Here is a 12,282-nt window from a genome sequence, read left to right as displayed (position 1 = left end):
CGGGCTTTGTCCACATCGTCCCGGCTGGGCCGCACGCTGCGGCACTGCAATGCGGCCCCGGCCGGGCGCCGCCGTCGGGGCGGCACGGAACATTGCGCGACCATTGCATATAATGGAGCAAGTTCAAGGACTTAATGAGTCTCAATGGCTGTGGAGAAGCTTGTCCTACTCCATCCCCATCGCGGATTCTCGCGCCTTCGCAGCAGCTTGGGCGGGATCGCTCCTACTGGCTGCGAAGAGCAGCCAGAGCATTGTCCACGGAGTTATCCACAAGCCGTCCGGCCAGCAGGCGGTCGGTCTCGCCCTCCACCGCGGTCTCCAGCGCGGTCAGCAACGCCTCCCGCCGCAGCCCCTGCGGCAGGGGGGGCAGGATGGCGACGGTGATGGTGCCGGGGCGCTTCAGGAAGGTCCGGCGCCCCCAGCAGAGGCCACTATCGGTGGCCACCGGCAGCACGGGCAGGCCGGTGGCCGCCGCCAGCGCCGCCACCCCCGGCTGGTAGGCCACGCGCGCGCCGGGGGCGACACGGGTGCCCTCGGGGAAGATGACGATCTGCCGGCCGGCCGCGGCCGCCGCCCGCCCGGCCTTCAGCAGGGAGCGCATGGCGGTGGCGCCGGCGGCGCGGTCCACCGCGATCATCCCCACCTTGCGCGCCAGCCAGCCATAGAAGGGGATCCACAGCAGCTCCCGCTTCAGCACATAGGCGGTGTCCGGCAGCAGGCGCAGCCAGATGACGGTGTCAAAGGCCGATTGGTGCTTGGCGGCCAGCAGCGCCCCGCCCGGCGGCAAATGCTCGAGCCCCGTCACCCGCACCCGGATGCCGCAGAGGTGGCGGAGCAGCCAGAGGATGGTGGATGCCCACCAGCGCATGGGCGGCAGCAGCCAGCCGCGCGGCGCCAGCAGCAGCGGCTGGGCGAGCAGCGCCGCCGAGGCGGTGATGACGTAGAAGGCCAGGTTGAAGAGGATGGAGCGCAGCCAGATCATCCATTCGGTTCCGGAAACGCGGCGCCGGGCCGGTGCAACCCCGCCCAGGCCGCCAGCAGCTTGAGATACTCGCCCGCGAGCAGGGACCAGGTGCGCCAGCGCCCGCCCGCCTCCCGGTCCCGGAGGCTTGCCGGCACCACCGGGTGCGGCACCAGGAGGACTCCGGGCAAGACCCGCCGCAGCTCCAGCAGGGCGCGCGGCATGTGGTAGGCGGCGGTGACGACGCGCAGCGAGCCGATCCCCTCTGCCCGCGCCCAATCGGCGATCTCCGCCGCATTGCCGCGGGTGCTGGTGGCGCCGCTGCCCAGGGTGACGCGGCCGGCCAGCGCCGCCGGCTCCATGCCGGCGCTGCGGGCGAGGTCCGCCAGGGTGGTCCTGGGAGACGCGCCGGAGATGAGGAGCTTCGCCGCCCGCTCCTGCTGCAGCAGCCGCAGCCCGGTCGCCACCCGCTCCGCCCCGCCGGTCAGCACGGCGATGCCGGCGGTCTCCTGCTCCGGCGCCGGGGGGAAGGCGGCGGCGAGGCGCAGATACCAGGCGAAGCCCGCCAGCAGGGCCAGGGGCGGCAGGATGGCGAGCAACGCCAGCAGCCGGCGCCGCTTGTGGCGGACGCGAAGCAGCGCCGACCAGCTCATGGCAGGCGGCGCAGCCAGCGCCGCACCGTGGCCTGGGCGGTGGCCCAGCCCAGCGCCGCGGCCAGCGGGGGCAGTGCCGCCAGCTCCGGCCAGGGCAGCCGGGCCCAGGGCAGGCCCTGCCAGCCCGTGCCAGGGGCGGTACCGAGCAGCGGCGCGGCAAGGTTGGCGAAGCCCGCCAGCACCGGCACGGCGAGCAGCGTGCCGAGCAGCCCGCCCGCCCCCACCAGCCAAGCGGCGCGGGCGGCGAAGCGGCCGGCGATGTCGGCATCCGTGGCGCCGAGGTCGTGCAGCAGGGCGATGGCGTCCCGCCGCGCCGCGATGCCGGCGCGCACCGCCACGGCCACCACCGTCACGGCAATGCCGGCGACCAGCAGCAGCGCCGCCAGCGCCACCGCCTCCAGGCTGCGCGCCAGCGCCAGCAGCCGCGCTACCCAGACGCCATGCGCCTCCACCGCCGCCCCCGGCACCGCGGCGGCGATGCGGGTGGCGAGCAGGGCGGGCTCCTCCGGCAGCTCCGCCAGGCGCAGCTCGATGACCACGGGCAGGGGCAGGGCGGGCGCCTCGCCCAGCCAGGGGCGGAGCAAGGCGGCGAGCCGCGCCTGGTCCATGGGTCGGGCGGCGGCCACCTCCGGCATCTCTGCCAGGGCTTCCAGGGCGCGGGGCAGGCGGCCATCGGCAGCAGCCGCCGCCGGAAGCTGCACCGTCATCGCCGCCGCGGCGCCGCCCTCCCAGCGCGCGGCCAGCCCCGCCGCCCCCCCTGCCCCGGCGATGGCCAGGGCGGCGAGCAGCGCCATGGCGGCGACAAGGCCGGACAGCAGCCGGGCCGAAAGCGCACGGCGCAGGCCGAGCGGATCCCGCCCGCGGGGGCGGCGCAGCCGGGCTTCAGCCATGGCTCATCAGCCGCCCGGCCCGCAGCCGAAGGGCGGGCGCCGGGAAGGCCTCCACCAGGGATTCGGCATGGGTCGCGACCACCACGGTGGTACCGAGGCGATGCATCTCCTGCAGCAGCGCCAGCACGCGGCGGGCCTGGGCGGCATCCAGGTTGCCGGTGGGCTCATCCGCCAGCAGCAAAGCGGGGCGCATGACGACGGCGCGGGCCAGGGCGGCGCGCTGCTGCTCGCCGCCCGAGAGCGCGGCGGGCAGCGCATCCGCCCGGGATTCCAGGCCGGCCCAGCGCAGCATCTCCGCCACATCGGCCAGCAGCGCCGCCTCCGCCCGGCCGGCGATGCGCAGCGGCAGGGCGACGTTGTCGCGCACGGTGAGGTGCGGCAGCAGGCGGAAATCCTGCCACACCACGCCGATGCGGCGGCGCAGCCCGGGCAGGGCGCGGCGGCGGGTGCGGGAGAGATCGGCGCCCAGCACCTCCACCACCCCGCTGGTCGGGCGCTGGGCAAGCTGCATGAGGCGGAGCAGGGAGGATTTCCCTGCCCCGGATTCCCCGAGCAGCCAGTGGAAGCTGCCCGCAGGCAGGGTGAAGGTGAGATCCTGCAACGCGGCCCGGCCCGCGCCGGACGAGCGCCCGGGCGGATCGGCATAGTGCAGGCCCACACCGGCAAAGCGGACCATGCGGCGGACAATGCCGCCCGATGGGCGCGGCGCCAAGGGCGGAGACCATGCTTGCGGCGCAAAGCGAGCAGCGGCAGAGTCGTTGCGATGCGATCCGCCTGCCCCTCCTGCGCCGCGGTCTATGAGGTGCCCGACGCGCTGCTGGGGCGCGGGCGGAAGGTGCGCTGCGCCCGCTGCGGCGAGGCCTGGATGCTGCGGCCGGCCAGCCCGCCGTCGGAACCGGAGGCGGCCGCGCCGCCGGAGAGCCCGGCCCTCGCGGCGCCACCACCTGCCCCCATGCCGGAACCCGCCTCGCGGCCCGCGCGGGTGATCGCGACGCCGCCGCGGCAGGCGGCACCGGCGGGGGGGCTGCTGCTGGTGGCGGCCTGGGTCGGCTCCCTGCTGCTGCTGGCGGGGGGCGTGGCGGCGGCGTGGATCTTTCGGCAGGAGGTGATGGCGGCCTGGCCGCCCGCGGCAAGGCTGTTCGCCGCGCTCGGCGGGTAGCGGCGGGCGGGACGGCGCCGGCCTGCGGCTCGGCGCTGTCCTGCCGCGGCTGGCTGTGCGAGATCCCGGGAGCCGAGAGACTCGACAGGGCCCATGAAGCCGCTGCGCGGCTTGGCGGAAAAAATCCTGAGGGTCCGATCCCGAAATCCTGCGGAGGGCGCCCTCGGGCCACCGGCCTTTGATTGTGAGTGGCCTGCTGGTCCGCTCCGTTCGCCGGAAACCGGCGAACGGAGCGGGCAGGACACTACCGTCCGGTCAGGATCCGCTCGACCAGCTGCTTCGCCGTGGGGATGAAGCCGTTGGAATAGAAGGGGTCGCTGCCGAAGCGGAAAGCGTTGTGGCCGGCGAACATCAGGTTGTTCTCCAGCGCCCCGTCATGCGCCACGTCCTGCAGCGTCTTCTGGATGCAGAAGCTGCGCGGATCGGCCTTCTTGCCGTTGTCGTAGTCCGGCCCATGCTGGGACCAGTTGGAGAAGCGGCAGGCGGAGAGGCAGCCCATGCAATCCACCTGGTCCTTCACGATCTCCCGGCTCTTCTCGGGGGTCACGAAGATCAGCGTGTTGTCCGGGGTGCGCATGGCTTCGGTGAAGCCCTCCACCTCGAATTGCTGGACCCGCGCGAGGTCATGCGCCGTCAGCCAGACCTTCCGCTTGCGCGGGCCGACGGCGTATTCGGCGACATGGTCCCCGATCGGCTCGGCGGTATAGGCCACCTGGCGCTCGTTGCGCTCCTCCAGCTCCCGCAGGAAGTCGTTGCGGATCGCGGAGGAATAGAAGCCGGTGGGGGAGAAGCGCTGCAGCAGCACGTCGCCGGCCTTCAGCGTCAGCAGCCGCTGCTTCCAGGCGTCGGAGATCGGGCTTTCCTGCGTCAGCAGCGGGCGGGTGCCGAACTGGAAGGCGACGGGGCCGAGCTCGGGGTTGTCGATCCAGTCCTCCCACTCCTCCAGCCACCAGACGCCGCCGGCCATGATGATGGGGACGTCGCCGAGGCCCAGCTCGCGCATCTGCTGGCGCAGCTTGAGGACGCGGGGATAGGGATCCTCCGGCTTCGTCGGATCCTCGGAGTTCGAAAGGCCGTTATGGCCGCCGGCCAGCCACGGGTCCTCGTAGACCACGCCGCCCAGCCAGTCCTTCGCCTTGTGGTAGCTGCGCTTCCAGAGGGCGCCGAAGGCGCGGGCGGAGGAGACGATGGGGTAGTAGTGGACGCCGAATTCGCGGGCGATCTCCGACAGGCGGTAGGGCATGCCGGCGCCGCAGGTGATGCCGTGGATCAGCCCGCGGGCCCCTTCCAGCACGCCGCGGATGACGCGCTCCGCCCCGCCCATCTCCCACAGGATGTTGGCGTGGATGCGGCCCTTGCCGCCGCTGCGCTCATGCGCTTCGCGCGCCTGGGCGATGCCGCCGGCGATGCCGTATTGCACCAGCTCCTCATGCCGCTCCCGCCGCGTGGCGCCGCGATAGATCTGCTGGATGACGCGGCCCTCGGCGTCGTAGCTGTCGGCATTCACCGCCGAGAAGGTGCCGACGCCGCCGGCCGAGGCCCAGGCCCCGCAGGAGGCGCCGTTGGAGACGGAGACACCCTTGCCGCCCTCGACGAGCGGGAGGACTTCGACCCCGCCCATGCGGATTGCATTGATCGCCTTCACGCTGCCTATCCTCGAACCCTGCCACCGCGCCGTCGCATCAGCGCATCGTGATTGAAGATGTGATTGGAGCGAAGCCGTCGCTTCGCCCGGGCGGAAGGGGCCAGGCCCCTTCACCGCATAAAGGGCCAGGCGGGGCCGGGTTGCGACCCCGCCCCACGCCTCACTCCGCCGCTTCGTGGCGGTCCCGCCGCGGCCGGTCGCCGCGCTCGCGCCGCGGGCGGTCCTCGCCGCCCTCGGGCCGGTCCTCGCGCGGCCGGCGGGCGCCGACCTGCTCGGTGATGTCGGCGCCGGTCTGCTGATCGACCACGCGCATGGAAAGCTTCACCTTCCCGCGGTCGTCGAAGCCCAGCACCTTCACCTTCACCGTGTCGCCGACATTGACGACGTCGGTGGTCTTGTTGACCCGCTCATTGGCCAGTTCGGAGATGTGGACCAGGCCGTCCCGGGCGCCGAGGAAGTTCACGAAGGCGCCGAACTCGGCGGTCTTCACCACCTTGCCATTGTAGATCACGCCCACTTCCGGCTCCGCCACGATGCCGCGGATCCAGTCGATCGCCTTCTGCGCGGCCTCGGTGCTGGTCGCGGCCACCTTGATGGTGCCGTCATCCTCGATGTCCACCTTGGTGCCGGTGCTCTCGGTGATCTCGCGGATCACCTTGCCGCCGGAGCCGATGACGTCGCGGATCTTCTCCTTCGGCACGGAGATGACGGTGATGCGGGGCGCGTTCTGCGCCACGTCGCCGCGCACGCCGGAGAGCCCCTTCGCCATCTCGCCCAGGATATGGACGCGGCCATCCTTCGCCTGCGCCAGCGCCTGGTGCATGATCTCGAAGGTGATGGAGGTGATCTTGATGTCCATCTGGAGCGAGGTCACGCCCTGCTCCGTCCCGGCCACCTTGAAGTCCATGTCGCCGAGATGGTCCTCGTCGCCGAGGATGTCGGACAGCACGGCGAAGCCGCGATCCTCCTTGATGAGGCCCATGGCGATGCCCGCCACCGGCCGCTTCAGCGGCACGCCGGCATCCATCAGGGAGAGGGAGGTGCCGCAGACGGTCGCCATGGAGGAGGAGCCGTTGGACTCCGTGATCTCGGAGACCACGCGCAGCGTGTAGGGAAACTTCTCCTTCTCCGGCAGCACGGGGCGGATGGCGCGCCAGGCCAGCTTGCCATGGCCGATCTCGCGCCGGCCCGGGCTGCCCATGCGGCCGGTCTCGTTCACGCTGTAGGGCGGGAAGTTGTAGTGCAGCATGAAGTGCTCGCGGTACTCGCCCGCGAGGGCGTCGATGATCTGCTCGTCCTGCCCGGTGCCGAGGGTGGCCACGCAGAAGGCCTGGGTCTCGCCACGGGTGAACAGGGCGGAGCCATGGGCGCGCGGCAGCACGCCGACCTCGGCAGTGATCGGGCGGACCGTCTTCGTGTCCCGGCCGTCGATACGCAGCCCGGTGTCGAGGATGTTGTTGCGGACGACGTCCGCCTCGAGATCCTTCAGCAGGCCCTTGGCAAGGTTGACGTCGGCGCCCTCGGCCTCCAGCGCGGCGATGACGGCCTTCTTCGCCTCGCCGACCTTGGCCTGGCGGGCAAGCTTCTGGGTCTCCTTGTAGGCCTCGGCCATCTGGGCGCGGCCGAGCTCGGCGATGCGGGCCTTCAGGGCGATCTCGGCCTCGGAGGGCTCGGGCAGCGGCCAGGGCTCCTTCGCCGCCACCTCGGCCAGCTCGATGATGCCCTGGATGACCGGCTGGAAGCCCTTATGGCCGAATTCCACGGCGCCCAGCATGACCTCCTCAGTCAGCTCCTGCGCCTCGGACTCCACCATCAGCACGCCCTCGGCGGTGCCGGCGACGACGAGGTCGAGCTGGCTCTGCTGGCGCTGCGCCATGGTCGGGTTCAGGACGTACTGGCCGTCGATATAGCCGACGCGGGCACCGCCGACCGGGCCGAAGAAGGGAATGCCGGAGAGGGTGAGGGCGGCGGAGCAGCCGACCAGCGCCACCATGTCCGGGTCATTCTCCATGTCGTGGGAGAGGACGGTCGCGATGACCTGAACCTCGTTGCGGAACCCGTCGGGGAAGAGCGGGCGGATCGGGCGGTCGATGAGGCGGGAGACGAGGGTCTCGGCCTCGGAGGGCCGGCCCTCGCGCTTGAAGAAGCCACCCGGGATCTTGCCGGCGGCGAAGGCCTTCTCCTGGTAGTTCACCGTCAGCGGGAAGAAATCCTGTCCCGGCTTCACCGAGCGGGCGCCGACCACGGTGCAGAGCACGATGGTGTCGCCAAGCCGCGCCATGACGGCGCCATCGGCCTGGCGGGCGACCTTACCGGTCTCCAGCGTGAGGAGCTGGCCGCCCCAGGCGATGTCCTTGCGGAAGTAATTCTCGAACATGCGTCGTTCCTTCAGCGGGGCGGCGCACCGGCTTGGCGCGGCGGCCCCGACCGGGCGCATCGGGCGCCCGGAATTGCGGATGTGGCCCGCTGCCCGCAACGCGGGGCGGGCCGATTGGACGCGGTGGGATGCCAGTCTCGGCCGATGGCGGCGCCCCGGTGCGGGACGCCGGGCCCGGCGCTTCGGGCGGCATGGACAGCGGACCACCCTGTGGCAGCCGCCCCCCTTGCGGGGTTCCATGTGGCCGGAAACGCCGACACCACCCCCCTCGGGGGCACGCACGGCTCTGTCCTGTCAGCCCGCCGCGTGCGCGGCGGCGATGGGCCCGGCGGTGCGCCAGCGCGCACAGCCACCCCATCGGCGCCCATATGGCCAATCCTGCGGCGGATTACCATGGAATTCTTGGGAAAGCCGGGCCGTGGTGCCGAGAAGGGCGCTGCCCCTCCCGGGCTTTCCCCGTCAAAGGCCGAAAGGCCTTTGGAAACCGTGAGGTTCAGTCCCGGCGGGCCCGGCCTCAGGGCTTCCGGAAGAGGCATCCGAGGAGGGCGAAGCCCCCTCGGCGCGCCAGGATCAGCGACGCAGGCCGAGGCTGGCGATCAGCTTCTCGTAGCGGCTGGAATCCTTCTTCTTCAGGTAGTCTAGCAGGCCACGCCGCTGGCCGACCAGCACCAGCAGGCCGCGCCGGCTGTGGAAGTCCTTGGCATGGGTCTTGAGGTGCTCGGTGAGGCCGGAAATCCGCTCGGAGAGCAGGGCGACCTGCACTTCCGGGCTGCCGGTGTCGCCGGGCTTGGTGGCGTACTGGGCGATCAGCGCCTGGCGGCGCTCCGCAGACAGAGCCGACATCGGGTTGTTCTCCTGTTGGCCGGGCGGCTCTGGGCCACGCTTCGGCGGTTCAACCGACGGCTGCCGGGCTTTCCTGCGCCACCAGGCGTTCCGGCACCAACTGGCCGGACTCCAGGCGGCAAAGCCCGATGAACCGCTCCCCCGCCATGGCGCGGACCAGCCCCCCATCGGGGTTGGCCTCGCCGGGTATTCGGCCCATCAGCTCCACCAGGCTGATCGCCTGGCCGAAGCCGAGCCTTGCGGCCTCCGCCTCCGTGAGGGCCAGCGCCGGGATGTCGGCCAGCGCGGTCGTCACCGGCAGCAGAAGCTCCGGGGAAGGGGGCGGGGTATCGCCCGTGCCACGCAGCTTGTCCAGCGGAATCGCATGGGATTCGTGGAAGGGGCCCACCCGCATGCGGCGCAGCGCGGCGATGTGACCGACGGTGCCGCAGGCCTTCGCCAGGTCCCGGGCGAGGGAGCGCATATAGACCCCCTTCCCGCTCTGGACGAGGAAGATGGCGGTATCGGCGTCCGGCCGCTCGATCAGCTCGAACCGGTCGATCCGGGCGGGACGGGGGGCGAGTTCCACCACCTGGCCCTCGCGGGCGAGGTCATAGGCCCGCTCGCCAGCGACCTTGATGGCGGAATAGATCGGCGGAACCTGCATGATCTCGCCGCGGAAGGCGGGCAGGGCGGCCTCGATCTCGGCATCGCTGGGGCGGGCCTCCGAGGTGGCGATGACCTGGCCATCGGCATCGTCGGTGTCCCGCGCCTCGCCGAAGCGGAGGGTGAAGCGGTAGGATTTGGTGCCGTCCATGACATAGGGGACGGTCTTGGTGGCGGCGCCGAAGGCGATGGGCAGCAGGCCGGTGGCGAGCGGGTCCAGCGTGCCGCCATGGCCGCATTTCTGCGCCTGGAACAGGCGCTTGACGATGTTCACCACATCGGTGGAGCCGATGCCCGTGGGTTTGTCGACGATCAGCCAGCCATCGATGGGGCGGCCCTTGGGTTTGCGGTGGCGGTGGCGCTGGGTCATTCGCTCGGTCGGTATTGCGGGAAGGGCGGCTTCATAGGGCTTCGCGCAGCCGGCGCCAGCGGAAATCAGCGCCGCGGCTCAGCCTTCCTCCGCCGCATCATCCCCTGGCCGCGAGGCAAGGTCCCGCGCCACCTCCGGCTGGCGCAGCGCGCGGTCGATCTGCATGGCGTAGTCAAGCGCGGTATCCGGCTGGAAATGCAGGTCGGGCGCGAATTTCAGCCGCACGGCGCGAGCCACCTGGGTCCGCAGGAAGGGCGCGGCGCGCTTCAGGGCGCGGAATTGCGCCTCCGGCAGATCCTTGCCCAGGCCGCTGACGAAGGCGGTCATGTGCTTGAGGTCGGGGGAGGCGCGGACCTCCGTCACCGTCACATGCGCGCCGGCGAGGTCCGGGTCGCGGAAATCGCCGCGGGCGAGCACGGCGGCGAGGGCATGGCGCACCTCCTCCGCCACGCGGAGCTGGCGCTGGCTGGGGCCGCTTCCGGCCTCCTGCTGTCTCCTGGCCATTTGGCCTTGCACCTTTCAAAAGCAAAGGGCGCGGCACCCTGCGGCGCCGCGCCCCGGAAAACCGGAGGGGTGGCGCCGGCTAGGCCGCCGCCACCGTCGCGCCATTGCACGGCGGCACGAAGCCGCCACACCAACCCTTCGTGCCGGCGTGGTTCGTCATGCCGCCGCCACCGTCTCCACCTCGTAGCACTCGATCTGGTCGCCGACGCGGATGTCGTTGTAGTTGGCGAAGGACATGCCGCATTCGTAGCCGTTGGTCACCTCGCGGACATCGTCCTTGAAGCGGCGCAGCGTGCTGAGCTCGCCCTGGTGGATGACGACGCCGTCGCGCAGCAGGCGTACCCCGGCGCCGCGCCGCACCACGCCTTCCGTCACGCGGCAGCCCGCCACATTGCCCACGCGCTTGACCTCGAAAACCTGGAGGATCTGCGCGTAGCCCAGGAACTTCTCGCGCTGGACCGGGGCGAGCTTGCCCTTCACCAGCTTCTCGATGTCGTCCGAGACCTCGTAGATGATCGAGTAGTAGCGGATATCCACGCCGTCCCGCTGCGCCATCTCCCGCGCCTGCGTCGTGGCGCGGACGTTGAAGGCGACGAGCACGGCGTTGGAGGCCTTGGCGAGCTGGATGTCGCTTTCGGTGATCTGGCCGACCGCCGAATGCAGCACCCGGACCCGCACCTCATCGTTGCCCAGCTTGCCGAGGGTGACGCCGATCGCCTCGGCGCTGCCCTGGACATCGGCCTTGACGACGACGGCCACTTCCTTCTGCTCGCCCGCCTGCACCCGGGCCAGCATCTCGGCCAGGGTCCCGCGGGCGGCGCCGGCGGCGGCGCTCGCCTTCTCCCGCAGCTTGCGCTGGCGGAATTCGGAGATCTCGCGCGCCCGGGCCTCGTCCTCGACGGCGACGAAATTCTCGCCGGCCGAGGGCACCCCGGACAGACCGAGGATCTCGATCGGCAGGCTGGGGCCGGCGGTCTTCAGCTGCCGTCCCTTGTCGTCCAGCATGGCGCGCACCCGGCCCCATTCGGCGCCGGCCACGACGATGTCGCCCTGCTTCAGCGTGCCCTTCTGGACGAGAACCGTCGCCACAGGGCCGCGGCCGCGGTCCAGCTTGCTCTCGATGACCGTGCCTTCCGCGGCGCGGTTCGGGTTGGCGCGCAGGTCGAGCACCTCGGCCTGCAGCACGATCGCCTCGAGCAGCTTGTCGAGATTGATCTTCTGCGTGGCCGAGACCTCGATCTCCTGGGTCTCGCCGCCCATGCTCTCGACCACCACCTCGTGCTGCAGCAGCTCCTGCCGCACGCGGTCGGGCCTCACGCCGGGCTTGTCGATCTTGTTCACCGCGACGATGAGCGGGACATTCGCCGCGCGGGCGTGGTTGATGGCCTCGATGGTCTGCGGCATCACACCGTCATCCGCCGCCACCACCAGCACCACCATATCCGTCACGGAGGCGCCGCGGGCGCGCATGGCGGTGAAGGCGGCGTGGCCCGGCGTGTCGATGAAGGTGACGCGTTCGCCGGACGGGATCTGCACCTGGTAGGCGCCGATGTGCTGGGTGATGCCGCCGGCCTCGTGCGCCGCCACATCGGCCTTGCGCAGCGCGTCCAGCAGGCTGGTCTTGCCGTGGTCGACATGGCCCATGATGGTGACGACCGGGGGCCGCGGCTCGAGGTCGGTATCCTCGTCCGTCGCGCCTTCCAGGCCGATCTCCACGTCGCTCTCGGCCACGCGCTTCACCCGGTGGCCGAATTCCTGCACCACCAGCTCCGCCGTGTCGGCATCGATGGTCTGGGTCAGGGTGGCCATCACGCCCATGCGGAACAGCGCCTTCACCACCTCGCCGCCCCGGGCGGCCATGCGGTTGGCGAGCTCCTGCACGGTGATGGTCTCGGGCACCACCACGTCGCGCACCACGCGCTCCGCGCCGCTGCGCAGCCGGGCCAGCTCCTGCTGGCGCCGCTCGCGCTCACGCGCGCGGCGGAGGGAGGCGATGGAGCGCGTGCGCTCGTCCTCGCCCTCGATCGCCGCCTGCACGTCGATCCGGCCCTCGCGCCGGCCGACGCCGGGCAGGCCCTTCTTGACCGGGGCAAGCACCGGCTTCTTCGGCGCCGCGACCGGGCCGCCGGGACGGCGGAGGGCGCCGCCGCGGCGGGCATCCTCCTCCTCCTCCGCGGTGCGGGCGCGGAGCGTGAGCTTCGGCGCCTGGGCACCGGGCGCGGCCGCCGGGGCGGC

At 71.8% G+C, this 12,282-nt stretch carries 11 protein-coding genes; 1 reads left to right on the top strand and 10 read right to left on the bottom strand.

What is annotated here, in order from left to right:
- Positions 1–223: 223 nt before the first annotated feature.
- The 4 genes from NJ376_RS19160 to NJ376_RS19145 are packed head-to-tail and all read right to left on the bottom strand — an operon-like array spanning position 224 to position 3,180.
- Positions 224–982 (bottom strand): lysophospholipid acyltransferase family protein, encoded by a 759-nt coding sequence (locus tag NJ376_RS19160; RefSeq protein WP_252954893.1) that lies wholly within the window; start codon positions 980–982, stop codon positions 224–226.
- Positions 979–1,614, bottom strand: a complete 636-nt coding sequence (locus NJ376_RS19155) for a YdcF family protein (RefSeq protein WP_252954892.1) — start codon at positions 1,612–1,614, stop codon at positions 979–981. The genes NJ376_RS19160 and NJ376_RS19155 overlap by 4 nt, the downstream gene beginning before the upstream one ends.
- Positions 1,611–2,504, bottom strand: a complete 894-nt coding sequence (locus tag NJ376_RS19150; protein ID WP_252954891.1) for an FtsX-like permease family protein — start codon at positions 2,502–2,504, stop codon at positions 1,611–1,613. Before NJ376_RS19150 ends, NJ376_RS19155 begins: the two co-directional genes overlap by 4 nt.
- On the bottom strand, positions 2,497–3,180 hold the full coding sequence (locus tag NJ376_RS19145; protein ID WP_252954890.1) for a cell division ATP-binding protein FtsE: 684 nt from the start codon (positions 3,178–3,180) through the stop codon (positions 2,497–2,499). Before NJ376_RS19145 ends, NJ376_RS19150 begins: the two co-directional genes overlap by 8 nt.
- An 87-nt stretch (positions 3,181–3,267) precedes the next feature.
- On the opposite strand from NJ376_RS19145, the gene NJ376_RS19140 reads away from it, so the two are divergent.
- A complete protein-coding gene (locus NJ376_RS19140) occupies positions 3,268–3,663 on the top strand; it encodes a zinc-ribbon domain-containing protein (protein WP_252954889.1) in 396 nt (131 codons plus the stop codon).
- Positions 3,664–3,907: 244 nt separating this feature from the next.
- On the opposite strand, the gene NJ376_RS19135 is transcribed toward NJ376_RS19140, so the two are convergent.
- The 6 genes from NJ376_RS19135 to infB all read right to left on the bottom strand — a co-directional run.
- Complete coding sequence (locus NJ376_RS19135) at positions 3,908–5,308, bottom strand: NAD(P)H-dependent flavin oxidoreductase (protein WP_252954888.1); 1,401 nt, start codon at positions 5,306–5,308, stop codon at positions 3,908–3,910.
- Between the two features lie 160 nt (positions 5,309–5,468).
- Positions 5,469–7,685: a polyribonucleotide nucleotidyltransferase gene (gene pnp / locus NJ376_RS19130; RefSeq protein WP_252954887.1), complete on the bottom strand. Its 2,217-nt coding sequence runs from the start codon at positions 7,683–7,685 to the stop codon at positions 5,469–5,471.
- Positions 7,686–8,255: 570 nt separating this feature from the next.
- A complete protein-coding gene (rpsO, locus tag NJ376_RS19125) occupies positions 8,256–8,528 on the bottom strand; it encodes a 30S ribosomal protein S15 (protein ID WP_252954886.1) in 273 nt (90 codons plus the stop codon).
- Between the two features lie 49 nt (positions 8,529–8,577).
- Entirely contained in the window at positions 8,578–9,543 is a 966-nt protein-coding gene (truB, locus tag NJ376_RS19120) for a tRNA pseudouridine(55) synthase TruB (RefSeq protein ID WP_252954885.1), read from the bottom strand.
- A gap of 78 nt (positions 9,544–9,621) precedes the next feature.
- Positions 9,622–10,047, bottom strand: coding sequence for a 30S ribosome-binding factor RbfA (rbfA, locus tag NJ376_RS19115; protein ID WP_252954884.1), 426 nt, complete (start codon positions 10,045–10,047; stop codon positions 9,622–9,624).
- A 156-nt stretch (positions 10,048–10,203) separates the two neighbouring features.
- Positions 10,204–12,282, bottom strand: a 2,079-nt coding sequence (gene infB, locus NJ376_RS19110; protein WP_252954883.1) for a translation initiation factor IF-2, incomplete at its 5' end; no start/stop codon positions are given.

It is taken from the genome of Siccirubricoccus soli, from assembly GCF_024178315.1.
Lineage (GTDB): Bacteria > Pseudomonadota > Alphaproteobacteria > Acetobacterales > Acetobacteraceae > Siccirubricoccus > Siccirubricoccus soli.
The sequence above is the reverse complement of the archived record's forward strand: the minus strand, read 5'-3'. Positions and strand labels throughout refer to the sequence as shown.

Coding starts and splice junctions, on each gene's coding strand:
- NJ376_RS19160 (WP_252954893.1), bottom strand. CDS start 982: ATGATCTGGCTGCGCTCCATCCTCTTCAACCTGGCCTTCTACGTCATC.
- NJ376_RS19155 (WP_252954892.1), bottom strand. CDS start 1,614: ATGAGCTGGTCGGCGCTGCTTCGCGTCCGCCACAAGCGGCGCCGGCTG.
- NJ376_RS19150 (WP_252954891.1), bottom strand. CDS start 2,504: ATGGCTGAAGCCCGGCTGCGCCGCCCCCGCGGGCGGGATCCGCTCGGC.
- NJ376_RS19145 (WP_252954890.1), bottom strand. CDS start 3,180: ATGGTCCGCTTTGCCGGTGTGGGCCTGCACTATGCCGATCCGCCCGGG.
- NJ376_RS19140 (WP_252954889.1), top strand. CDS start 3,268: ATGCGATCCGCCTGCCCCTCCTGCGCCGCGGTCTATGAGGTGCCCGAC.
- pnp (WP_252954887.1), bottom strand. CDS start 7,685: ATGTTCGAGAATTACTTCCGCAAGGACATCGCCTGGGGCGGCCAGCTC.
- rpsO (WP_252954886.1), bottom strand. CDS start 8,528: ATGTCGGCTCTGTCTGCGGAGCGCCGCCAGGCGCTGATCGCCCAGTAC.
- truB (WP_252954885.1), bottom strand. CDS start 9,543: ATGACCCAGCGCCACCGCCACCGCAAACCCAAGGGCCGCCCCATCGAT.
- rbfA (WP_252954884.1), bottom strand. CDS start 10,047: ATGGCCAGGAGACAGCAGGAGGCCGGAAGCGGCCCCAGCCAGCGCCAG.